General features: G+C 35.0%; 21 protein-coding genes and 1 other annotated feature. Of the genes, 4 read left to right on the forward strand and 17 right to left on the reverse strand.

Annotated features, from left to right (window positions below; translation table 11 throughout):
• Window positions 1–41 precede the first annotated feature (41 nt).
• Window positions 42–245, reverse strand: a binding site (T-box leader).
• Between the two features lie 42 nt (window positions 246–287).
• The 5 genes from tsaD to IGL13_RS09440 form a co-directional block, all read right to left on the reverse strand.
• Window positions 288–1334: a tRNA (adenosine(37)-N6)-threonylcarbamoyltransferase complex transferase subunit TsaD gene (tsaD, locus tag IGL13_RS09420; RefSeq protein ID WP_002378561.1), complete on the reverse strand. Its 1047-nt coding sequence runs from the start codon at window positions 1332–1334 to the stop codon at window positions 288–290.
• Complete coding sequence (rimI, locus tag IGL13_RS09425; RefSeq protein ID WP_002359702.1) at window positions 1331–1795, reverse strand: ribosomal protein S18-alanine N-acetyltransferase; 465 nt, start codon at window positions 1793–1795, stop codon at window positions 1331–1333. Before rimI (IGL13_RS09425) ends, tsaD begins: the two co-directional genes overlap by 4 nt.
• A gap of 7 nt (window positions 1796–1802) precedes the next feature.
• Window positions 1803–2357 (reverse strand): ribosomal protein S18-alanine N-acetyltransferase, encoded by a 555-nt coding sequence (gene rimI, locus IGL13_RS09430; RefSeq protein ID WP_002385747.1) that lies wholly within the window; start codon window positions 2355–2357, stop codon window positions 1803–1805.
• The gene (gene tsaB / locus IGL13_RS09435; protein ID WP_002356660.1) at window positions 2329–3048 is read right to left on the reverse strand and encodes a tRNA (adenosine(37)-N6)-threonylcarbamoyltransferase complex dimerization subunit type 1 TsaB; all 720 of its coding nucleotides are present in this window, start codon (window positions 3046–3048) and stop codon (window positions 2329–2331) included. The genes rimI (IGL13_RS09430) and tsaB overlap by 29 nt, the downstream gene beginning before the upstream one ends.
• Window positions 3049–3163: 115 nt before the next feature.
• On the reverse strand, window positions 3164–5206 hold the full coding sequence (locus IGL13_RS09440) for a penicillin-binding transpeptidase domain-containing protein (RefSeq protein ID WP_002356658.1): 2043 nt from the start codon (window positions 5204–5206) through the stop codon (window positions 3164–3166).
• A gap of 208 nt (window positions 5207–5414) precedes the next feature.
• On the opposite strand from IGL13_RS09440, the gene IGL13_RS09445 reads away from it, so the two are divergent.
• From IGL13_RS09445 to IGL13_RS09460, 4 genes are all read left to right on the forward strand, one after another.
• Window positions 5415–6647, forward strand: a complete 1233-nt coding sequence (locus tag IGL13_RS09445) for an SPFH domain-containing protein (RefSeq protein ID WP_002378562.1) — start codon at window positions 5415–5417, stop codon at window positions 6645–6647.
• 103 nt (window positions 6648–6750) lie between these two features.
• A complete protein-coding gene (locus IGL13_RS09450) occupies window positions 6751–7896 on the forward strand; it encodes a hypothetical protein (RefSeq protein ID WP_002380612.1) in 1146 nt (381 codons plus the stop codon).
• Window positions 7893–8702, forward strand: coding sequence for a TPM domain-containing protein (locus IGL13_RS09455; RefSeq protein WP_002378564.1), 810 nt, complete (start codon window positions 7893–7895; stop codon window positions 8700–8702). The genes IGL13_RS09450 and IGL13_RS09455 overlap by 4 nt, the downstream gene beginning before the upstream one ends.
• A 222-nt stretch (window positions 8703–8924) precedes the next feature.
• Window positions 8925–9668 (forward strand): DUF3862 domain-containing protein, encoded by a 744-nt coding sequence (locus IGL13_RS09460; protein ID WP_002378566.1) that lies wholly within the window; start codon window positions 8925–8927, stop codon window positions 9666–9668.
• Between the two features lie 360 nt (window positions 9669–10028).
• Here the strand turns inward: IGL13_RS09460 and IGL13_RS09465 are convergent, their stop codons facing one another.
• The 12 genes from IGL13_RS09465 to IGL13_RS09520 all read right to left on the reverse strand — a co-directional run bounded on the left by IGL13_RS09465 (window position 10029) and on the right by IGL13_RS09520 (window position 24921).
• Window positions 10029–10760, reverse strand: a complete 732-nt coding sequence (locus IGL13_RS09465; protein WP_002362629.1) for an HAD family hydrolase — start codon at window positions 10758–10760, stop codon at window positions 10029–10031.
• 148 nt (window positions 10761–10908) lie between these two features.
• Window positions 10909–11136, reverse strand: coding sequence for a hypothetical protein (locus IGL13_RS09470; protein WP_002362220.1), 228 nt, complete (start codon window positions 11134–11136; stop codon window positions 10909–10911).
• Between the two features lie 87 nt (window positions 11137–11223).
• Window positions 11224–11874 (reverse strand): diphthine--ammonia ligase, encoded by a 651-nt coding sequence (locus tag IGL13_RS09475; RefSeq protein ID WP_002370467.1) that lies wholly within the window; start codon window positions 11872–11874, stop codon window positions 11224–11226.
• A 662-nt stretch (window positions 11875–12536) separates the two neighbouring features.
• On the reverse strand, window positions 12537–13349 hold the full coding sequence (locus IGL13_RS09480) for an ABC transporter permease (protein ID WP_002362627.1): 813 nt from the start codon (window positions 13347–13349) through the stop codon (window positions 12537–12539).
• A complete protein-coding gene (locus tag IGL13_RS09485) occupies window positions 13349–14734 on the reverse strand; it encodes an ATP-binding cassette domain-containing protein (RefSeq protein ID WP_002387127.1) in 1386 nt (461 codons plus the stop codon). The genes IGL13_RS09480 and IGL13_RS09485 overlap by 1 nt, the downstream gene beginning before the upstream one ends.
• Window positions 14718–15857 carry a UDP-galactopyranose mutase gene (gene glf, locus IGL13_RS09490; protein WP_002376666.1) on the reverse strand — a complete coding sequence of 380 codons (1140 nt, stop codon included), beginning with the start codon at window positions 15855–15857 and terminating at the stop codon, window positions 14718–14720. Before glf ends, IGL13_RS09485 begins: the two co-directional genes overlap by 17 nt.
• A 58-nt stretch (window positions 15858–15915) precedes the next feature.
• Complete coding sequence (cpsH, locus tag IGL13_RS09495; RefSeq protein ID WP_002387128.1) at window positions 15916–16314, reverse strand: lipoprotein CpsH; 399 nt, start codon at window positions 16312–16314, stop codon at window positions 15916–15918.
• Window positions 16315–16331: 17 nt separating this feature from the next.
• Window positions 16332–18785, reverse strand: a complete 2454-nt coding sequence (gene murB / locus IGL13_RS09500; RefSeq protein ID WP_430604585.1) for a UDP-N-acetylmuramate dehydrogenase — start codon at window positions 18783–18785, stop codon at window positions 16332–16334.
• A 26-nt stretch (window positions 18786–18811) separates the two neighbouring features.
• On the reverse strand, window positions 18812–19663 hold the full coding sequence (gene cpsF / locus IGL13_RS09505; protein ID WP_002367100.1) for a casular polysaccharide biosynthesis protein CpsF: 852 nt from the start codon (window positions 19661–19663) through the stop codon (window positions 18812–18814).
• Between the two features lie 23 nt (window positions 19664–19686).
• The gene (locus IGL13_RS09510) at window positions 19687–22197 is read right to left on the reverse strand and encodes a glycosyltransferase family 2 protein (protein ID WP_002401895.1); all 2511 of its coding nucleotides are present in this window, start codon (window positions 22195–22197) and stop codon (window positions 19687–19689) included.
• Window positions 22198–22266: 69 nt separating this feature from the next.
• Window positions 22267–23733, reverse strand: a complete 1467-nt coding sequence (locus tag IGL13_RS09515) for a glycosyltransferase family A protein (protein ID WP_002378572.1) — start codon at window positions 23731–23733, stop codon at window positions 22267–22269.
• Between the two features lie 18 nt (window positions 23734–23751).
• Window positions 23752–24921: a CDP-glycerol glycerophosphotransferase family protein gene (locus tag IGL13_RS09520; protein ID WP_194180187.1), complete on the reverse strand. Its 1170-nt coding sequence runs from the start codon at window positions 24919–24921 to the stop codon at window positions 23752–23754.
• Window positions 24922–25363 lie beyond the last annotated feature (442 nt).

Raw genomic sequence — 25363 nt, forward strand, 5'->3', positions numbered from 1 at the left:
AAAAACAAAAACGTCTCTGACAAAACAAAATAATTTGTTTTGTCAGAGACGAGAATTTACCCGCGGTACCACTCTAATTGTCTATACTACTTGGATAGACCTGCTTCATCGATAACGGTGATTGCCGTCTGCTTTCAGCAGAATTCTAAAAGTGCGCTTCCTCATTCCAATCACTCTTGGCTCCCACCTTCCCAAGATCGCTAAGCTGACGTTGAAATAAGTACTCTCTTTATCATCGAATGTCATTATTAAACTGGCTTCATTATAGCAAATTTTTGTCTAGCTGGCTAGCCTTCTTCACTAATTGTCATAAAACTAACGCCAGGTTCTGCATTTAAGTTATACGAAGCAAAGTGATTCTTTTCAGCTTCGATAAAGGCGGCAGCGCCAATCATCGCCGCGTTATCCCCACAAAGTTTTAATGGCGGAATAAGTAATGTCACTTCTGGTAATTGTTCACTGATTGCATGTCTCATTGCTTCTCGTAATCCTTGATTCGCAGCAACGCCCCCAGCGATTAGCAATTGCTTAACAGGATATTCTTGACAAGCACGAATGGTTTTAGTCACTAATACTTCTACCACACTCGCCTGAAAACTTGCGGCTAAATCCTTTGTAGACAGTACTTCACCACGTTGCTCTGCATTATGAACCGTGTTAATAAACGCACTTTTCAAACCACTAAAGCTAAAGTCATAGTTATCCTCTTTTAGCATCGCCCGTGGAAATTGGTAGGTATCTGTGCCTTCATGGGCCAAAGCATCAATCTCTTTGCCACTAGGATAAGGCAACCCTAACACACGTCCGACTTTATCATACGCTTCACCAGCTGCATCATCACGTGTTTCACCAACAATTTTGAAAGAGCCATCTTCTTTCATGTAGACCAATTCCGTATGTCCTCCACTAACGAGTAAGGCCATCAATGGAAATTCGAGCGGTGCCACAAAACGGGCAGCATAAATGTGCCCAGCCATATGATTGACTGGAATAAGTGGTAATTGGTGCGCCCAAGCAAATGCTTTTGCTGCAGAAAGTCCTATTAATAAAGCACCGACTAACCCAGGCCCATAGGTCACAGCAACGCCACTGAGTTCTTCTGGTGTGACTTTTGCTTCTGTTAATGCTTCTTCAATACAGATCGTCACTTGTTCAACATGATGACGACTCGCAACTTCCGGAACGACTCCGCCAAAACGTTGATGGCTCTTAATTTGCGAAGCTACGATATTGGAAAGAATTTTGTCGCCATCTTCAATGACAGCCACACTTGTTTCATCACAGCTACTTTCCACAGCTAATAATAATTTACGTTCTTTTGTAAAAATTGTCATTGGGCTTCCTTCCTTAATTTCGCACACATTACAAAGGCATTTTCTTGCGGTTCTTTATAATAATTTTTTCGAACAGCTACTTTCCGAAAACCTGTTTTCTCATAAAGTTTTTGAGCTAATGTATTCGATTCTCTGACCTCTAAGAAAATTTGTGTAATGTCACGACTTTTAACATATTCTTTAAAAGCTTTCATTAATTGACAACCAATTCCTTGGTGTTGTTTCTGACCATTCACAACAACGTGACTAATTTCTGCTTCATCTAAAATAAAATGATAGGCAATATAACCTAACCACTGGCCATTTTCAACTAAAAAAAGATATTCGCTATTTTCCTGAGCAAAATCTTCCGCGAATTGTGTTTCTGTCCAAGGGGAGCCAGTTGTATAAGAAGAATTACTAAAACGCCATAATTCTTCACCAATATTTGCTACAGATATTTCTTTTTTTGTTACTAACATTTTTTCTTCACTCTTCTTTTAAATCAATTATCATTTCTAGTGCGTCTTCATTATTTTCGTCATAATAGCCTTTTTTCACCGTCTGTGAGACAAAGCCAATTTTTCGATATAAACGTTGGGCTTTAACATTACTCATTCGTACTTCTAGCGATAAGGTTTCACAACGATTTTTCTTGGCAAAAATTCGCGTTTCTTCTATTAAAGAACGACCTAAACCTAAGCCTTGGTATGCTGTATGGACAGCGACATTCGTAATGTGTGCATCCGTTCCTTGAATCCGACAACCAATAAAGCCAACTGCTTTTCCGTTAATTGCCGCTAACAAATAGAGATGCGGCGCTTTTGAGCCAAGTTCTGCCATGAAAGCAGACATCGTCCAAGGAAGTTCCCCAGCATAAACTTCACGTTCAATTGCTAGTAAATCCTTAATATCTTGGTAGGTGATTTCACGCAATTGAAATTCTTGCTGGTTCATTGCAATGGTTTTAGTTATATACCGTTGCCGTCTTTTTGTAAAGTATTTTGTCACAAAATTAAAGTTTTTCCACATAGCTTTCTCCATTAGGCGTGTGTGTCTTCAACCAATTTTCTTCCGCTTCTACTTTTTTCAAATACGCAGGTAAGAACCCATGAACATTTTCAACAGGTTCAGCCACACTACCTAACGCAGCCAAAACTGCAGCATTAGGAATTTGCCATTGCGGGACATCACAAATTTCTCCATGAGGAATGATTTGAGCTATTTCTTCAGTGAATTTTTCAACATCTTCACCAACAAAAAAAAGATTTGGTTCATTTTTTAGTTGTTCTAATAACTCCCGCAGGGAAATATGTTGGTCCGGTAACTCATTTTGCCACACGCCATTGACAAACCGATAAGCACCAGCATAGACGTTTTTACGACGCGCATCAAAAAGAGGCACAATTAAACCGGTTTGTCCAACACAATTGGCAGCTAACGTTTGTAGACTGGAAATGCCTACTAGCTCTTTCTTTAAAGTATAGGCCAATGTTTTGGCAGTCGTCACGCCTAAACGTAAGCCAGTGTATGATCCAGGTCCTTCTGCTACGACAAAACGATCAATTGCCGTTGGCGCCAAGTTCAATTGACTCATCAAATAGTCAATTGCCGGCATTAATGTTAAGCTATGATTTCTTTTAACCGTTGCTGTATAACTTCCCAGAATTTTTTGATTTTCACACACAGCAATACTCAATGTTTGGTTAGATGTATCTATTGCTAAAATTCGCACACGAATCCCTTTCCTTCTACAATTTAGTCGCTTCATTGTAGCACACTTTCCTTTTTCTAAAAAGGGAAAACGAGGTTTCTTTTTACAGAAACCTCGTTTCGTTCATTTTCTCTTTTTATTTAATGGTTGCTTCTAAGTAATCAATTAATGGTTTACTGATATCTGTTGCAGAACCATTTTCTCCTGAATTTTCAACCATAATCATTGTTAAGAATTTATTGTTACTACGATCTAACGTTAGAAGGAAACTGTTTTCTTTGCCATCTGTATCTTGTTTATCTTTTATTTCAGCTGTTCCTGTTTTAGCAGCCAATGAGAAGTTCGGATTGTACATATTATAAACATAACCTGAAGGATCTTCCACACTACCTAAAAGATCTGTGGCAATTGTATTCGCTGCGTTGGCGCTGATTACATTGTCTTTTTTCTTCGTTTCTTTGTCTAAAACTAGTTTTGGATAGACTAATGTTCCATTATTTTGGAAAACACTATACATGGTAGCTTGCTGGATTGGCGAAATTAACAATTGACCTTGACCGTAGCCCGTATCTGCTAAAAGAATTTCAGAATTAAATTTATCTTCATTTGAAATTTGAGCAGGCGTCATGGCAATTGGTAAATCTAGTTCCTCACCGAAAATGAATTTATTAAGACCCGCTCTAAATTTGTCTTCTCCCATCCGTAATGTTTGTTGGGCAAAATAAATATTATCTGAATTAACTAAAGCGGTACGCAGATTGACTGGACTTGCTTCTTTTACACGTGTCGCAAAATAGCCGCCCCAAGATTTATCTTTTTGCCATTTCAAACCATTAATTTCTAGCTCTTCATCTGGCTTCAATGTCCCTGCATCTAAACCAATGGCACCGGTAATTGTTTTAAAGGTAGAGCCTGGTGCATAGCCTGTCGCAAAACGTGCTGTGAATGGTAAATCTTTGTTGTTATTGTAAGCATCATATTCTTTTTGAGAAATACCATTGGCCATTTTATTAGGATCATACGAAGGTGAACTAACCGTTGCTAATAAATCGCCTTTTTGAGGATCGGTAATGACCGCACTACCAGGACGTTTGTCAAATATAGCGAAGGCTTGTTGTTGTACGCCACTGTCAATCGTTAATTTAATCGTTTGACCATCTTTTTTCTCTTTGGTTTGTAAAGCTTTTTTGACATTCTCTTTGTCATCTAAAATAACTAGTGAGCCACCATCTTGCCCTCTTAATTCTTTATCAAACGCTCGTTCTAAACCAGTTTTACCAATTACGCCCGTACTACTTAACTCTGGATTTTTTTCAATATCTTCTGCAGTAATGGTGCCCGTATACCCGATTAATTGCGCAGCTGCTTCCCCCAGCGGATAATAACGTGACTCTGTATCTTTTGTCGCAGCCCCTGTTGGTAATTCTGTCACTGGTTCAGAAGCGACTGTGATTGGTACAAAGGAGTCTGCTTGGACCCATCCTTGGCTTAACTTTTGATTGATTTCATCAACAGAAACGCCGAATTTATCACTAAAAGCTTTGATATTGGCTGTTTTTTCTGCGCCAGAACCGAGTTTGCCAGGCACTACGCCCACTTCATCAAACACTTTGTTAATTGCTAGCCCACTACCATTACGATCGACAATTTCTCCACGTTTGGCATTATCTACTTGAATCGAAATTTTATCATTTCCTGACATATCTGGAAAAATTAAAGACGGCTTCCAAGCGATTTGGTAGGTATCGCCTTTTTTGGCGATACTTGATTGATAAGACAAATCTTTCATTTCGCCTAAAGGGGTACTCATCGATAATTTATAGGTAAATGTGTATTGATTGTCTTTCGCCTTTTTTACTTGAACATCACTAGCTTTGACTCCTTCTGCTTGAATCCCTGAATAAATTGCTTGGTATTTTTCAACAACAGATTTAGTATCATAGCCATTTTTCTTTAAGCTAGCTTCTTGAACAACGGACGGTAACTTATCAAATTCCTGTTTTGACAATACGTTTAAAAATGTAGTAGCTGTTTTCTTCGCTTCGGCTAATTCTTGTTTGGCTTGCCATTGACTATAAGCATAATACCCGCCACCGGCAGCAGCGATTAGAACCAAGGCAGAAACACCAAGAATAAGTGGTTTTTTTGAAGATTTTTTATTACGATTGCTTCGTTCCATTCAATAATCCCCTAACTATATAATATGTCTTTTCTTCTATTATACGTAACTTTTTTTAAAATGCTTGTGTTTCACCTATACTTTTTTTAATTTCTTAATAAAGTTTGATCAATTTTTTCCATTTCATCAGGCTTTCGTTGGATTTCTCTGCATTCATTGTGTGGTATACTAGCTTTAACAATTAGTTTTTTTATTAGGAGGAATGAACATGGGACTTATTAAAGCAGCAACAAGTTCAGTTGGCGGTGGCTTGGCCGATCAATGGCTAGAGGTTATTGAACCTGATAATATGGGGGACACAACCGTCATGACAAAAGGTGTTTTTGTGCGGAAAGATGATAAACGTGGTTCTAATCGTAAAGGAACGGACGATGTTTTAACAGATGGTTCTGTTGTACATGTCTATCCCAACATGATGATGCTTCTTGTCGATGGGGGCAAAATCATCGATTACACTGCTGAAGAAGGCTATTATACAGTCAAAAATGATTCTGCGCCTTCAATGTTTAACGGTTCTTTAAAAGATGCGATTGCAGAGACCTTCAGTCGTTTCAAATTTGGTGGCGTAACTCCACAAAAACAACAAGTTTTTTATATTAACTTGCAAGAAATTAAAGGCATTAAATTTGGAACACCTGCGCCATTAAACTATTTTGATAATTTTTATAATGCCGAACTTTTCTTACGTGCACACGGAAATTACTCAATTAAAATTACAGATCCTTTGCTATTTTATACTAATGCGATTCCTAAAAATCAAACGCAAGTAGATATTAATGATATTAATGAACAATATTTGGCAGAGTTCATTACAGCATTGCAAGCAGCAATCAATCAAATGTCTGCTGATGGGCAGCGTATTTCTTATGTTCCCTCAAAAAGTGTTGAATTAAGTAAATATATGCAAACTGCGCTTGACGAGGATTGGCGCACCAATCGCGGTATGGAAATTGTTTCTGTAGCAGTTGCGAGCATTTCTTATACAGATGATTCAACTAAATTAATCAACATGCGAAATGAAGGTGCTATGCTCAGCGATCCAGGTGTTCGCGAAGGCTATGTTCAAGGTTCCTTGGCTCGTGGTATGGAGGCTGCTGGTAAAAATGAAGGTGGCGCTATGAGCGGCTTTATGGGCGTTGGTATGGGCATGAATGCGAATGGCAACTACTTTGCGCAAGCGTCTCAAACAAACCAACAACAAATGCAAGAAAAACAAAACCAGCAAAACGCACAAGGGGCTACAGACACTTGGACTTGCCCACAATGTGGGACTGAAAACACTGGGAAGTTTTGTTCAAACTGTGGTACACCAAAACCAACAAACGAGAAACCAAAATTAGAAATGAAATGTAGTGAATGTAGCGAAATTGTTAACTTAAGTAATGGTATTCCTAAGTTCTGTCCACATTGTGGTAAACCATTCCAAGGGGTTCCTTTATAAGCAAGTAGTGAACAATTAAAGAAAAGGGTCAGGCACAAGTCTACCCTTTTTCTTTGAATCAGATTCCTGTTATTTACTCACTCTATTAGAAAGGACGGTTGCAATGGAAACAACATTTACCCATAAATGCCCCAACTGTGGCGGCCCGCTCTTATTTAATCCCAAAGATCAAAAATTTCATTGTGAATATTGTTTAAATATTTACACGGAAGAAGAAGTGACTCGTTATGAGCAACAGCAACATGAGGCGCATTTAGAGAATCCCTCAACAACGACTGCCGAGGAAAATTTGACTTTCACGGCGGAAGAAGAATCCTCCGCTACGCAACAAACAGAGACCACTGAGAATGAAGCAACTGCAGATGCAGGCACAATGGAAATTTTTAATTGTCCAAGCTGTGGCGCTCAAATTGTCACCGATGCAACAACGGCAGCCACATACTGTTATTATTGCCATAATCCAGTTGTCTTGGCTGGTCGATTAAGTGGCGAATTTTTACCAGAAAACGTCTTACCCTTTACAATTGAAAAAGACGAAGCGATTGAAAAATTTCTCGCTTGGACCAAGAAAAAATGGTTCATTCCTCGAGATTTTTTCAGCAAAAATCAAATCGATAAATTAACTGGGGTTTACTTCCCCTATTGGGTCGTTGATGCAGAAGTCGACGGACAACTGCAAGCTACTGGCACAAGTATTCGCATTTGGCGCGTAGGTGATATTGAATACACCGAAACAAAACGTTTCAATGTGGGACGTTCAGGAAAATTATCGTTTAAAGAATTAGTTAAAAATGCCTTGTCAAAAAACGTCCAACAAAAAATGGTGGAAGGCGTTCAACCATTTTTAATTGATCAAGCAGTGCCTTTCAAAAGCCAATACCTAGCAGGTTTTCAAGCAGAAAAACGCGATATTGAATATGAAGCAATCAAAAAACACGTCCAACAAGAATTACAAGATTATTCGGAATCATTGTTACGGGACTCTGCTTCTGGTTATACTACGTTGACAAATGTTCGCACGGATATTTCTCTAAACCAAGAAAATAATCACTATATGCTTTTACCAATTTGGTTAGTCACCTATCGAAGTCAGGAACAATCAAAAAAAGTTTATTATTATGCCATGAATGGACAAACAGGTAAAGTAAGCGGTGTGCTTCCAATTAGTTACACTCGTTTAGGGCTAGCAACGTTAGGCATTTTCGCTGGACTCTTAGCACTCTTTTTATTAGGAGGTTATTTCCTATGAAAAAACGACTTTTACCTATTTTTTTCCTAATACTTCTTGCTTTTGGCCTTGCCCTACCCGTTTCGGCGGCTGAAAATTCAATTGATGATGACGCACAATTACTGACACCTGATCAAATCAACCAACTAAAGCAAGAGATACAACCTTTAGAAGAAAAAACAAAAGCCTCTGTCTTTATTGTGACCACAAATAATAATACCTATGGCGATGAACAAGAATTTGCAGATCATTATCTTTTAAATAAAGTTGGCAAGGACCAAAATGCGATTCTTTTTCTCATTGATATGGACTTACGGAAAGTCTACATCTCTACTTCTGGAAACATGATTGATTATATGACGGATGCACGAATTGATGATACCTTAGATAAAGTAATGGATGGGATGAGTCAAGGAAATTATTTCGCGGCTGCTCAAACCTTTGTTCAGGAAACTCAAGCATTTGTTGATAAAGGGGTTCCTGGGGGTCACTATCGTGTGGACAGCGAAACAGGTAAAATCACCCGTTATAAAGCCATTACCCCGCTGGAAATGGTAATTGCTTTTGCTGCTGCTCTGATACTCAGTTTGGTCTTCTTAGGCATTAATATTTCTAAATATCAATTAAAATTTTCAAGTTATCAATATCCCTTTAGGGAAAAAACAACTTTAAACTTAACCTCCCGCACAGATCAGTTAACCAACTCTTTCATCACTACACGTCGTATTCCTAAAAACAATGGCGGCAGTGGCGGAATGGGCGGTGGTGGTAGCACCACCCACTCAACTGGCGGCGGCACATTCGGTGGCGGCGGTCGAAGTTTTTAGATTTTTTATCTTTTTTAATTATTTCATAAAAATAATGGTGTTATTTTTATGAAATAATGATAAAATAAGTATACTGTGGTGTGTTATTTTTACACATGGCGGTATACTTATTTTCATTTAAACTAAGTGATTTGTAGTTCAAAGTTATTTAATTGGGGATTGTTTTCAACTATTTAGTAAGCGCTACAAATCATTAACTAAACTATGGGAGGGAAAGTGAAAATGAAAAAAAATGATTCAAATGAAGGAAAAGTAAAAAAACCATTTTATAAGAAAATTTGGTTTTGGGTTGTAGTAGTTATTGTGCTGGGGATTGCTGGTAGTGGTCTTGGCAAAGAGGATAAAAAAGCAAGCAATGATACCAAAGAAGTGAAAACAGAAGCCTCTTCTTCAAAAGCTACGAATAGTTCAAAAAATGATACAAAAAAAGAAAGCTCTGAAAAGAAATCAGAAGATAAATCGAAAGATAACTCTGATTTAAAAGCAACTTACGATAAAATTAATGTCGGTGATATTATGAACAGCGGCGAAGGCGGTTCTACAGAAGATGAAGTAAAAGCAATTTTAGGTGAACCAGCCTCTTCTTCTACAACAGATATCCAAGGCATCTCTACCACTACTCTATCTTGGACAAATGTCAAGGGTGGTGATCTTCTTGCATCTATTACTGTTTCATTCTCTGATGGCAAAGCAGCGAGCAAATCTGTAAGTGGCTTGAAGGTTGCAAAACATGATAAAGTTACTGCAGACCAAGTAAATAACATTGCTACTGATGGTTCATATTCTGAAGAACAAGCTAGAAAAGATTTAGGAGATCCAACAGGGATTACTTCTACAAATATCAATGGTGAAAAAAATGATACTTTAATCTGGATGAAAAACTTAGATGGTGATTTAGGTGCTACTGTTACGGTTTCTTTTTCTAATGGAAATGCAATTTCTAAATCAAGTTCAGGATTAAAATAAGAAAAACTTGTCATTGTAAAATGTTAACAACGAAGTCGGGCCAGAAGTGTTTAACTCCGAGAACCACGTAGGTAAGGATTAAGATATCCCGAACACTTGTGTGAGAAAGTCACTTTCGGCTTATTTCCGAAAGTGTTGCTTCTATTCCCGCCGTTTATCAGTTTTTGAGCGTGGGACAAAAATCCAAAGTGATTTTTGCCCCACGCTCGTTTTCTATTTTAGTTGTAATTTTTTTCTTATTGAACAAAAATCTGTGAGCTGAAATTATAAAACCTATGAACATCATGGTATTTTATTGAAATACACTAGTATGCTTGCTTAGATACTCGAATAAAAGAAACGTTTTTCACAATACATATATCAAAAATAATAGATTTTTTTCTTCTTGGTATTTTCCCATAATTCTTGATAAGGTATTTCATGGATATCACGAAAATAAGCTACTTCAAAATTTTCAAAATCAGTTGACTGGCAGTTGCCGGTTAAAACACCAATTCCTGCTTTGCCATGACACGTTCCCATAAAAACATCCACGAGCGAATCACCTACCATAATTACTTCTGTCGCCTTCAATTGACATGACTGACAAAAGGCTTGGAGCATGTCCGCATCTGGTTTCGGTAAGTAACGATCTCCTGTCGCAATAAAATCAAACATTTCTGTTAAACCAAGATATTCCATAATCAACATAGTCGCTGGCAAAGTATCTGAAGTTGCTAATCCAATTTTATAGTTCTTCCGTTTTAGCTCAAGAAATAACTGTTTTAAATCACCAATTGGTTCGATCTTTTTCAGATTTTTTCGTAAATAATCATAAAAAAATTGCTCCAGCCATCGACTGCTGATTCCCTGTTCGACTAATTCCTCAAATTGCGCCAATTCCTGATAAAGTTCCTGATAAAGGACTTCATCAAGTAAATGTTTTTGCAAAAAACGTTGCTCCTGAATAGCTAATATCTTTTTTATTTCTGCTGAATGATGAGGGGCTAACATACTTAGTGTTTCAAAACAAGCTTGCAAACCTGCTTGCCAAAGAGTGTCAAAACGAATACACGTACCATCTTTATCAAATAAAATTCCTCGATTTTCCATGAAAGAACACCTCAAAACGTTTGCTTTGCTTCCTATTTGTTTCTTCAAGTATACTAATCATTTATTTGATTTTGATATTCTTTTTGTATCATTTGTGTAAAAAAAATATAAAAAAGCAACGAATTTAGAAAAATTCGTTGCTTTTTTATTAATCAATCACTTTTTTCACTTTGAATTCTTTTGTTTCAGCAGATGGTTCTGTTTGATCAGCTAATTCAAATAAAATATGGGTACCATTTTCTTCATCTTCAACGATAATCAGTTTTCCTGGAATCTTTCGAGTATCTTTCGCAATTTGGGCTTCTTTAATTAATTCTTTTTGATCTCTTTTTGAAGCAAGGGCATTTCCTAAATTAAAAAAGACAGTTTCTTCCATAATTAACCACTCACTTTCTCTACTTTTCTTAAGTCAATTATAGCATATCCCTAGAAAAAGTGGCAGCTTGTGTCCTTTTACTTTCATTTAAGCATCAATAATCAAAGAATAAGCATAAGGACTTTCATAAATTCCTGAAGTATAATAATTGAGCCTCTTTTTAAATAGCGGGCCGTCAATTACCAACGTATGGTACTCCCCGTTTTCTCCGCAAATATCTAATTGATGCTCTTTAAGGTACGTGATAAATGTTTCATCTAACGGTTCTCCTAAAAATTTTATTGGAATACCTGCCTCTTTGCTGACCGTTTTGATAATTGCTGTGTACCCTTTTGCCAAGAATTCTTTCACAAGTGCTTCGCGATTCTCCTGCCAAAGAGGTAATTGTGGCTCAAGCCCAGCACTTAATGCAACTTGGCGATCCCAAGCACCATTTTGTTCAATATCTATATCGCCAAAACAAACCGTTTCTGCACCTAATTTTTTGGTTTCCTGCAGTGCCTCAACCACTTTTTCTGTGTAATTTGTTTCATTGTTATGTGATATAACAAGTGGTAAATCTAACGCTTCGGCTGCTGCTTCTAAGACGGAGATTGGTATGCCGTGAAACCAAGAACGATTAATTTCATCACTTAATGTTGTCACTAACGCAACTGGCTGATTTCCTGCTTGTACCAATCGATCCATCGCCAATAAACAATCTTTACCAGAGCTATAACTTAAACAAAATTTTTTCATAAACGTTCCCTCTTTTCTCTATGACTATACCTCAAAACAATACATCCGTATACATATTTATTATTTAAGTATAACTAATACTGAATAGTTATTTGAATCAAAACATGGTATAAAATAGTGGTAAAGCAAGCTTTATTCACTTCTTTATATCTCTTTTCAACGGATGATCAGCTGGCGGAAACCAGCTGATCTTTTTTTCAAAAAACACAGCTATCTTTTGCAGTTTTCTTTTCCTCATGTTATAAAGAGATAGTAGGAAGCATTTATTCACTTCTTTACAAATCTATCTTAATCTTAGACAGTCGGCGGAAAACGGCTGTCTATTTATCTGGAAAAATTATGAACTCGTCAGCTAGTGGTCAGTTGACGAGTTTTATGTTATAATAATTAGAACACGAAAAATATTTTTAAACGAACCATTCAATTGTTTTGATGATTTTATTCAAAACTGGCGTGTCTAGAGAGATACAAGGATGTATTAGAGGTAGGGAATACATCGCTTAAATGAAAAATACTTGAATACTAGAAATAGTCTGATCCAACTTTAAAATAATAATATTGATTCGTTAGATAGCCTTCTCTTTAAAGAGAAGGCTATTGTCAATTAAAGAGTAAAACCACCGTATTCTTGTCAGTATACGGTGGTTTTACTTCTTCACATGTTACATATAATCAACAAATTTACTTCTGAACTTAACATGTAAATGAGCTCCTACGATAAATATTACTAATGTTGTTAGCCAAAAAACAACAAGCTGGGGCTTATCTTCAAAAAACCATCTTTTATAGAAAAATGTATCTCGAAATCCATTAATAATATATGCGTAAGGATTCAACATAAGAATTTTTGATAACCAAGACGGTAAGTTCTTTGTACTCAAATCCCAAAAGACCCCTGACATATACATTAATACTTGGATAATAGAATTCAAGAAAATTTGATAATCCCTAATTAATGCAGCAATCGTTGAATTAATCAGACTAAAACTATATAAAAAGATAATCATCGCTACAATATAGTAAGGTAGCTGAATCCAATAAATAGAAATCTTTTCACCAGTCGAGATTGACACAATCGCTGCTAACGTAGTGAATGCAAAATAACTTGGTAACTCAGAAAATATTTTAACCATTGGCAATATACTTATCGGAAACTTCATTCTAGAGACCATACCAACTTGCATATAAACAGAACTAGAAGCTTGTTTTGTTACTGTACTTAAAAAAATCCATGTACTTAATCCTACCATCAACCAAGCGATATAGGATACTCCTCCTTTTACGGTTCGAGCACCACCAAGGGCAATCCCAAAAGCAAAATAATAGACACCTAACTGAATTAAAGGACTTAAAATTTGCCATAAATTTCCTAAGATGTGGCTTTGATATAATGCTTTATTACTGTATTTAGCAATTCGTTGTGCAACGCCTAAGTATGAAAACTGTTCAGCTAAAATTAATTTTACCTCGCGCATTATTCAGTCACCTCTTTCAATTTCAACACTTGTCCAGGATAAATAGGTACCTCAATGATTTCTGGATTCAAAGTTTGAAGTTGTTCTATAGTGAGTCCGTGATTTTCAGCAATCAAACTGACTGAATCTCCAACTTCCACAGTATACGTTGACACAGCTTGTTCGCTATTATTATTTTCTGGTACGTTCGTTGGGCTAGGCTGAACTTCCTCCTGCTGCCTAGATTCTTTTGTTGAAGCTGGTTTAGTTTTAGTCGTTTTCACAGCATTTGTATCCTTCCCTGCTACTTTCTCAGGAACAAATATACGTTGAATTGTTTCCGCTGGATGAATGAAAGCTGTTGTTAATGAAATACCCTTTACAAAGGTAAGACTTACATAAAAAATCATACAAAGTAGCAAAATTAACAAGCTCTTCGTACCAAGAGTCATTTTATCTCCAATTTTATTTTTAGTAGTAAATTTAATGACTTCTTTAGTCGTCCGGCGACTGCCTACTTGTTGATTGGCTTTTTCAAGAATTGTTTCTTGAAGTTGTTCCAAAGAAAAATTTCTCTGTTTGGCCTTGCCATCTCTCTGATACGATTCTTTTTGCGGTTCAGTGAAATGATTATAACGGTGCAAGAAAGCACGATATTCCTTTAAAATATGCTTAGTTTCACCAAATGCACGTAGGTCACCATAATGCATCCAAGCGACACGATCACAAATTTGCTCTACTTGTTGAATAGAATGAGAGACAAAAAAGATAGTTTTGCCTTGCTCTTTAAATGCAAGCATTTTTTTTAAGCCTTTATTATAGAAGGTTTGATCTCCTACAGATAACGCTTCATCGATCACTAAAATATCTGGATTTTGATGAACCGCAATTGAAAAACCAAGCTTAGCACGCATACCGCTAGAATAAGTTTTAACAGGCTGGTCGATAAAAACGCCTAATTCTGAGAATTCAATAATATCATCGATTTTGGCATCAATTTCTTTATTCTTTTCCCCCAACATTAAACATTTCATTCGAATATTTTCTCGTCCTGTTAAATTATTATTTAGTCCTGCACCAATCGAAATAATTGAAACTTCACCATTTATTTCAAGTTCTCCTGACGTTTGAGGGGTGATGCCTGAAATAATATTTGATAAAGTGGATTTGCCTGAACCATTTAAACCAATAATACCAATTGTTTCTCCAGAATATACGTCGAGGCTAACACCTTTTAACGCCCAAAATGTGGGAACTTTGTTTTGAAAAACACTAAAAAGTGTCTTCAATTTGTCAATACGTGTTTGCGCTAAACTGTATTCTTTGGTAAGTAATTTTGTTCTAACTTTCAGTTCTTTTTCCATTTGTTCCTCCGAGTCTAACCGTTCACTAGTTGGCCATTTCACCAAATTCTTTAGCGACTGCTTTCAAAGCTGCTCCGAAAACTTGGTCCATATCATAGTATTGATAATTGGCTAAACGTCCACCAAAAATAACTTTTTCTTGAGCGTTTGCTTTTTCTTTGTATTTTCTAAACAAAAGTGAATTTTTCTCATCATTAACAGGATAATAGGCTTCTTTTGAACGATCCCAATCTTGTGGGTATTCTTTCGTCAAAATCGTTTTGTTTTCATCGGCCTTTTGATCAAAATGTCGCCATTCCATTATCCGTGTATAGGGAGTTTCCGCATCTGTGTAATTAATTACGGCATTGCCTTGTGCATTGTTTGAATCTACTGTTTCATTTTCAAAACGTACTGAACGATATTCTAATTCGCCATAAGAATAATCAAAGAATGCATCAATCATCCCTGTATAAACAATTTTTGGAAACTCTGATAAGTAAGTTTCTTTCTCTGCCAAAAAGTCTTTATTCAATTGAATATCAATTAATTCACTCTCTAACAATTTATCAAACATAGCTGTATAACCGTCGACAGGTACGCCTTGATAGCGATGGTTAAAGTAATTATTATCAAAAGTAAAACGAGTTGGCAAACGGCGAATAATAAAACTTGGTAATTCCGTAGCCTTACGTCCCCACTGTTTTTCTGTATAGCCTTTAATTAATTTTTCATAGATATCCGTTCCTATCAAACGAATCGCTTGTTCTTCTAAATTTTTTGGAGCGCCTTTAATTCCAGCTGCCTCCCGCTGCTCTGAAATTTTTGCTTGTGCTTCAGCTGGTGTTTTTACCCCCCACATTTGGTAGAACGTGTTCATATTGAATGGTAGGTTGTAGAGCTCCCCTTTGTAATTAGCAACTACTTGATTGATGTAGCCATTGAATTCCGTCAATTGATTGACATAAGACCATACTTCTTTATTGTCAGTATGAAAAATATGGGCACCATAGTCATGGACATTAATCCCGTTTTCTTTATGTGTATACATATTGCCACCAATATGAGCACGTTTCTCAATAACTAATACTTTTTTTCCTCGTTTAGCTGCTTCACAAGCAAACGTTGCCCCAAAAGGTCCCGAACCAACAATTAAATAGTCATAATTTTTCGTATTGTATTTCATTTACTAACTTCTCCTAACAAAGTTACTTTCAATTTATTTCAAACACCAAATGCATTATTTATTTTTTCACTAGAGTAGCCAATACTTTTTTCCCAACGCCTTCTTTTGTGTAAGAATATAAGTTGATTTTTTCGTTATCTTTTTCTATTTTATAAACTACAAGTGATTTCAAATTTTTTCCCTTTAAAATCACAATATTATCATTTGTAGTGGAAACATCATAAATACGTTTGCCATCCAATGTCCACACATTATCTTTAACAACTAATGTTTTCCAATCCCAATTAGCTGTTACTTGATACTCTCCATTTGTAATCAAAGGTTGTTCTGAGTTAGTACTTTTGGAAATAGTTGTCTCTTGGTTTTCTGAATATTTTTTACTGATGTAATATCCTGACCAAAAACCACAACCGATACCAATTGCTAAAGACACAATTATTGTGATTATTTTCTTCATGTCACACACTCCCCTGTTTATTTAAAAGTTAAACTTGCTTCCCACATATTTGCACCTAAAATTCTCACTTCTGGTTTTAATAAAAATCCAGAAAATTCATAAACTTTTGCAATAATTAAATAAATTAATGCTTCATAGTCTTGAGCAGAGGCTTGTTCAACATTGATAAAGAAACCTGGATGTTTTTCAGATACTTTTACCCCGCCAATTCTAGTACCAACTAAGCCAGCTTGTTGAATTAATCGAGGTGCCCGTCCCCAAGTAAAAGTTGACCCATGATTTGGATGTGTTAGTGGGTGCATCCGTTCTCTAATTTCGACAGTTCCTACCATGTCATTTACCATATTTTCTAAATTACCTTCTGAAATCTGTAATTTAGTTTCTAAAATAATCCACTCAGGATGATCCATAAATGAACTATAGCGATGACTAAATTGAACATCTTCTTTATTTAAAACTTTAATTTCTCCATTTTCATCTACAATCGTAGCTTCAAGAAACATACTATTAATATCCTTAACTGTCCCAGCATTCATATAAACTGCGCCACCAATGGTTCCTGGAATATTATCTGCCCATTCTAAACCGCATTTCAAGTGTTCTAGTAGATAATAAGATGTTTCAATTAAACTTGCACCTGCCGAAACTGTTAAAACATTCCCCGTAATTTTACGATAATTCAAGGCAGTCATATTTAAAGTAATCCCACGGATACCACCATCACGGACTAAAATATTTGAACCTTTACCGATAACAGTTAAAGGAATCTGATTATTTTTAGCATATTTTACAATTAAAGCAACTTCTTCTATCGTTTTTGGAAAAATTAAAAGGTCTGCTGGACCACCAACAAAATTCGAAGCATATTCTTTTAATTCACGACCTACAAATAACTCTAAATCTGGTAATTCTTCTAAAAGATCTTGTTTCCACGAACGAATTCTCTCATTTTGCACAATTTTCATAATTAATTGTTTTCTTGTTAAAAGATTCTCGGGAATTGCTAATGCTTTTTTTTCTGTGCCTTGTTTCGGTTTAGGCTTAGGTTTTTGTATCGGATGCAAATACATAACATGTTCGATTTTTTCATCTTTCACATATTTACCGACGATTCTAAAAGGACTGAACGTTTCCTTTCCCTTAAACTTTTCACGATTAAATCTTGTAGTGACTTCACGATGATTATTCATAAAAATTAATTCTTTATCTGTTAGCTTCCAAAAGCTTTCATTAGGATTGGAATTTTTTATCGTACCATTTGGCGATAAAACAATTGCTGCGGAAATCGGAACAGTTGTTTTAGCTCGATAAAAATCCAAAGGTTTATTGATAATATATCGTCTAAATTCATCATATACTTCGTCTTCATCTGGGCTAAATTTACTTGTCAACGCATCAGTTAACCACTTATCTGAAATCTCTTTTTCTCTAGCAATCTTTCCAGCGGTCTTTTGATAGTCAAGTGCTAAACTAATATTTTTATTTTCTTCAATTTCTTGTTTTGTGTTTTGCTCATAGACACGTCTAGTTTCGCCAAGCTCAAACAGGTTCATCAAGCTATTAAAGCGGTCAATTCCTCGTTGTTCATTATAAAAAATTGAAAACGGTTTTTGGAAAATAGTCGCAAAAACAGTGCCATGAAACGAATCAGTAATAATATATTTTGCTTCTCGATAAACAGCTAAGAAATTTTCTGGTGTATCTTCAGAAACATATTCTACTGTATTAGGAAACGTTTTTTTCGCTAGTTCACGTCCTTTTAAAGGATTAGGCAAGACCACTAATTTCAGTCCCAATTTTTCTGCGATCGCTAGTGCTACACGAACTTTTTCCTTGTTAATATCCAAGAAAAAGACAGCCATATAATCTCCTGATTCTTGTCGTTTAAACGTAGCTTGATCAGCTAAAGAATCATATTCACTTCTTTCAACAAGATAGGTTGGATCCAAAGCCTGAATAACTTCTTCTTGAAAAATATCCTTCATAATTTGTACAGAAAAATCTTCTCTCATAGAAACATGATTAAACTGTGTAATATCTTTTTTGCGGTTTGCAACCCATTTTGGATCATATTTACTTGTATCTGCTTTTCCTAATGAAACAGAATAAGCAATTGTTTTATTACAAGGATAAACAAAATCTAAGAAATCATCGTCGTCTACCCAACCATTCCACGGATTCCACATTTGATCAGAACCTAAAATAAAGGTATCTAGATTTTCTAAATCGTTCAATGTCGGTAACGTTTCTTTTGTTAATTGTTCAGTATAGGGCATATTATTTTTCTTAAAAAAATTATACGCTAAAGGCATCCATGCTCGAAAGTTACTTCTGTTTTTATAACCTAGTGGTCCATCAATCATAACCGTCTCGTACCCTTTATTCTGTACATATTTGTTTAGAGCATAGTATGTTAAGATTGATCCATAATTTTGGTTATACCACCAGCCCATAATTGCTGCTTTTTTCATTTTTCCGCTCCTACTTTCTCTGTTACTTAATCAAATAAATAATTATTTATTAACGCTAATTGTAAATGAATACTTTCCATTATCGTAAGGCCGTGTATACCAATTGTATTTTCAGAATCAATCATTAATTCTAATTTTTTCAAGGTAAAACCATTAGATAAGGGGTAAATTTTCTCATACATTTTTTTATTTGCTTCAGAAGCAATCACCGTAATGTTTTCTAATTCATAGTTTGACTGTTCCATCTTATCTTTTATTCGGTTTGAAAAATCCATTTCTACGAAATCAAACATTAACTGGCGATCTATTCTACCATCCGCGCTGTTTACCCAAGGCTCTCGATCAATTACTGGATCTACACTAACTGTTTTGTAATTACCTGTAATACCTAATAATAACGCTCCCGTTCCGCCTCTAGAGTTTCCATAGAAGATTATATCTTGATGCTTCAGTCCAAATTCTGTTTTCTTTGCTTCAATTAAATCCAAAATTTCTTGCTCAAATAATGTGTAATAGGATCCTGACACAAAGCCAACATCAGCTATTCTAAGAATGATGGTATTTTTTCGAACAGATTGAGACAGGGTATTCCATTGTCTCAATCCAAAATATCTTTCTTTGGCGCCAGAGTGTCCCACTCCATCCGCAGGAACAAAAAGTACTACCATCTTCTTACTTAGTAATTCATTAAATTCTGGGATTTGGATACTATAATGAATATTTCCAAATTTTTCCAGACCAATAGACAGAGTATCTAGAGCAACAAAATTAAGTTGATCATTTAAAATTCCATCAACTGTATAACCTTGTAATGCTTTTGCCTTTATCAATTCTTTCTCTTCAGGATGATTATCTAAAAAATTCCATAAATCGTTCATTTTTAATCTTCTTTAAAATCTTTCTATTTCAACAACCCTTTTGCTTTTTTAAGACTTTTTGATACAGCTTTTTTAATTGTTGTAGGTTCATTTCCTTCAATTTTATTGATAGGTGTTAATTCGTTACCAATACTTGTCATTGTATCTTGGATATAGCCTTGGTTTTGTCGAACGACACTAAAATGTGTTTCCCCTTCTCGAGAAGTCAAAATTCGAACATTGTAATCAAATGCTGCATATTTTTGAGTATAGCCCGCCCAAATTGTAAAAACATTGTCTACGAAAGTATAATACATATTTTCTTGTAGTAAGGTATAGCCTTTTTCCCACTCGGCTTGTAAAACAATCGATTTTAAAGTAGTACCTTCTTTTTTAATTAATAAAGATACTAATAAACTATCATGAATTATTTTTGTATTGTCACCCATATAAACGAAATCAATCACTCCGCTGGCATTGCTTGTATCGTTATCTGCAATAATAATTGAAAACATTTCAATTGCCGTCCCATTCCCCTGGGTCTTCTCTTGTCCAAAAATTACTTTACCTCCACGCTCTTGAATATGAACATTCGGAATAATGAAGGTTTTTTTCATCCCAAAATCTTTATAAATATTTTGATATATTTCTAAATTGTATTGTAAAATATTTTGGATTCGAGTGATACGTTCTACTTGTTCTGGGTCATTAGAATATTTTTCTTTTTTCACTAAGTCTAGCCCTAATTGTTGGATATATTTCTCTTTTAATTCTTGATAGAAACGTTCTTTAAATGCTTGATCAACACGATTCATATCAAAAATAAACCAGTTTAATGTATTAATAATTTTTAACCGATATGCTTCAATTCGATTTGGAGCATGTTGTTTTAAGTACTCCAACATTTTGTCATGTAAATTGAACTCATCACGATAATTCATTCCATACGTAGACATCAAGCCATCTTGTCTAACGATTCGTGTCAGCAAATATTTGTTTAGTGCAACAATTTTTTCGGTACCTAATAATGCTGTATAAGTGAAATAAGCATCCTCGCCAACAAATTGTTCTAAGTTTACCAAGTTATTTTCTTTGATGTATTCTAATAAAAATAATTTGTCATATAAATAAGGAGTTACTTCATCCAATGAAATTTCTTCACCAGACATACGTCCGCCATTAGTTAGTAATGGATTGTGAACAACGTGCACTTCTCCATTTGGTAACTTTTCTTTCATGCCAAATAACAGAATATCTGTTGCACTATCATATGCACGATAATAAGCGTCTTGTAATAAATTCGCTTCAAAATGATCATCTGCATCCAGAAATTGCAAATACCGTCCTCGTGCCATCGAAATGCCTACATTTCTTGCGTGTCCAGGATTACTTTTGCCAATAGAAATCCCCGTAATTCTCGGATCTTTTACTGCAAATTCGTTAATAATATCCATGGTATTATCTGTAGAGCCATTCTCTACTAAAATGATTTCAATCTCACGTAAAGACTGCTCACAAACAGTTTCTAATGTTTGTCTTAAATATTTTGAAGCATTGTGAATCGGCATGACAACACTAACTTTATACAGATTTTTCAAGTAGTCCTCATAATAAGCTGCTGGATCATTTGCAATTTGATAAAATTGTTTGATGTATTCAAAATCGATATCATTCAGCTGGTCTATTTCTATAGCTTGTTTAAAATCTACAGCTACCTTTTGAATCACTTCATAAACCGACTCGTCACGTAAATGTGTTAGTTTTTCAATCGCCCAAAAGTATTTTTCGAACATTTGTTTATAAAAATAACCTTTGTAGCGTTCAAATTTATTTTGTTCAATTAAATTTGAACGAATTAGTTTAAATTGTTGAAACAAGAAAGGAACCTTTGTTGCCACATTATTTACTGTCGAATTTGGGTTGTCTTGTCTATAAAAATACAAACAATCTTTAATAAAAATAACATTCTGAGATGCTGAATTGATTTTCCAAAATAGACCAGTGTCCCCATAACTTTTAATTTCCTCATCCCAAGTTACGTTTTCTTTCTCAATCATACTTTTTTTATAAATGGCATTCCATGGATAAACTTGTACAATTAAATCCGTCGTTTTTAAGTCAATCAATTGATTGTATTTATCGGGATATTGCCATAAGATATCTCGCTCAACCTCTTCTTCAGAAGAAAATTCAACCCAATTACAACGGACAACATCTGCATGATGACTTTTGGCCGTATTGTATAAACGCTCATAGGCATGCAATGCTACATAATCGTCACTTTCAAATTCAGCAATATACTCACCTTTTGCTTCTGAAACACCCAAGTTAAAGGCTTTTCCAATTCCCCCATTTTTAACATTGAAAACGCGAAAACGTGGATCATCTTGTGCAATTTCTTCAATAATTTTTTGACTATTATCAGTAGAGCCATCATTAATAATTAAGAATTCAATTTCTTTCAATGTTTGGTTTTTCAAACTCATTAATGCCTCTTCTAAATAGGTTTCTACGTTATAGACGGGTACAATGACTGACACTTTCACATTTTCCATAAAACAAATTTCCCTCACTTATCATTTATAGTTGTATACTCAAAATATCCTGATTTAAACGGACAAAATTTAAGCAAAAAACTTACTAAAATCTTTAACCCCAATTTCTAAATAATTATCAAAAACTATCGTAAATCTACTTTCTTTATTTGAAAATTTTTCTGGCAACTCCACCTGGTAACTAGTTTCACTAATTTTTTTAAACGCCAGCCTCTGTCTTGTTTCAAAAGGATTTTTCAGCTCTTTTATTTCAAATCCTGTAATTTTTTGGTGTGTATACACATTTAAAGAAAGCGTATTGCCATCACGTTGCATTGCTTCTGCATAAGCATTCATGCGAACTGCTGGGAATCGTTTCAATAATCTTGGATAATAATAACTTCTCTCTGTTTTTGAAACATAACCAAAGCGATTGACTAACACCCAACGAATGGACTGACATTGAATAAACCAATACAAACCATCAATATCGTTAGTTTGTAAAAATGTCCAAATGATTTGGCGCACATCACTTCTAAAATACGGACTAGGATCAAAATTTAATTCGCCTAAATACTGATCCATCTGTACTTTAAAGTCTTGTAATCGCTTTTTACTAAATGGATACCCAGTATCCCTCCGAATACAAAAGTCATAAATTAGCCATTCTAAACGGCGTGCTAACATCCGTTCTTTAGACAAATCATCTGGAAACTGTTGATTGATATAACTTAACGCACGCAACCAAGAAAGCATAAATGTCCGATTAATTGATTTGCTTAAACTTTCATTATCTGCATCTCGATTTAAATAAGTCGTTAACCTTTCCCCTTGTGTAATGGTTTTTGAAAATCGCATGGCTTCATAAAAGAACAGCACATCATCAGCCACCCGTTGATTAACAAAGTGTAAATTATTATTGTGTATCAGTGAAGTTCTTAACATGATAGCTTGCGGTCCTAACCAACCATAAAATTCAGCTGGCAATTCTTGGATAGACCGATTTTTAAATGACCCATCCACATAATATGGCTTACTTTTTAACATTAAGTGGCCATCCGTACTCTGTATTAGACCAGAAACAGCAAAATCATCGTGAGAGTCATCTAGTAGGTCTGATAAATATTTCAATGCATTTAAATCATACCAATCATCTGCATCTAAGAAGACACTATACTCACCACGTGCATTTACAATCCCTACGTTTCTTGGGCCGTGAGCGCCTCCAGTGTTTTCAAGTAGCTGATAAATTTCAATATTCGGATATCTTTCAAGATATGGCTCTATTACTTTTAACGAATGATCTGTGGAACAATCATCAATAAACATCACTTGCAATTGCTCAATCCCAATGGTTTGTTGAACAAGAGAATCCATCATCTTTTTAAGATATGGTGCATTATTGTAATTAGCAATAATGATTGAGACTTTAGGATTTTTTGATATTTTTTCTGAAGAAAACAGCTTAAATTGACTTAACTCCTTTTTCCACGTTTCATTATCTAACATATATTGATACTCTTCATATTCTTTTTGGACTTCTTTTTGTTTTTCCAACCTACACCCTCCGGCTTTTTATCTCTTTAAAAATTCTGAAATCAGCTGTCTAGTGGCATCCTGATTTTCAAGGCAAAATTCACGAAAAAACTGCACATATAAACGTTGTTCCTGTTCCGTTTTAGAAAACAATACGTTTTTTACAGACGTTACTAGGCTATCCGTATCTGTCACAATTTTCCCAGGCAAAATTGCTGTTGGGTCAAAATAGAATCCCCTTGTACTATTTTGATACTTTTCCTTATCATACATAAAAAATAGCATCGGTTTTTTTGTTAATGCAAAATCAAACATAACCGATGAATAATCTGTAATTAATAAGTCAGCGATTAAATAAAGTTGATTGATATCTGGATAAGAAGAAACATCGATTACACGTGAACCAAATGCACTTATATCAAAACTTTCTGCAATTAAATAATGTAATCGTGTAAGTATTACAATAGAAGAATCAATTTCTAAAAGTTGTTCAACTGGCAAATGATTGGTAAAACGATAGGCTCCTTTTCGGATAGACTCATCATCGCGCCATGTTGGCGCATAAAGAATAATTTTTTTGTTAGCTGCAAGACCTAGCTGATTGCGAACAGAAAAAGCTATTTTGTCCTTATTTTCACAAACTAACAAATCATTTCTTGGATAACCTATTTCTAATATTTCCCCTTCATAATGAAAGGCTTGTCGAAACACTCTTGTACTGTATGCATTAGGTGAGATGAGATAATCCCAACGCTTTGCTTCTTGAATGACTTCTAGTTTATAGCTCTCTGTTTCATGCTCTGGCATTTTGACTGTTTCAATATCTAAGCCCAGTTTCTTTAGAGGGGTTCCATGCCACGTCTGTATATAGATTGTTGTTTGATTCTTATACATCCAGACTGGCATCCGTGTGTTAAAAACCCAATACTGAGCTCTTGGCATCAACCATAGCCATCTCCAACTTAATCGTTTGACGAAAGGAACATTCTCTTCCACAAAAGGCATCTCATATCCTTTTTTGACTGCCCAGATACATTGATATTCAGGACAGTTATCTCTTATGTACTCAAAAATTGCACGCGGATTATCACTATACTGTTTTCCATGAAAACTTTCAAAAATAAATAACTTCTTTTTAGGTAGTTTACCTAAAAAGAAAAAACAAGCTTTTATGGCTTGATGTATACTATTCTCTAAAAATTTTTTCATTGAATTAATCCTTTACATTAGATTATCAAAAATATAATCCTAATCTATAATTTTGTATGAAGAACGCGTTCACAAATCTATAAATTATCTTCTCTTTACTTATTTAAATTTATGAATAACTCTCACCACGATTGAACAAGCTTATAAAATACATTATTTTGCTTTTCTTCTTTTAAGTATAAATTTATCTATGCTAAACGTCAATGGCTTTATTGAAATAAACATTCCAGTGTTATTCGATTGTTATAATTTAATTTTTAACAATCGAATTTCCCTATAAATGTTCAGATATTTAACATCCGATCACCTATTTAATTTTTAGAAACTTTAGCCGCCTTTATACAATTACTCTTAGAAATTAAATAACTCACAAGTTACCTAAACTAACCCTATAAACAGCAAAAATCCAGAAGAGTCTCTCTTCTGGATTTTTGCTTATTTG

This window comes from Enterococcus sp. DIV1937 (genome assembly GCF_050535975.1).
Classification (GTDB): Bacteria; Bacillota; Bacilli; order Lactobacillales; family Enterococcaceae; genus Enterococcus; species Enterococcus faecalis.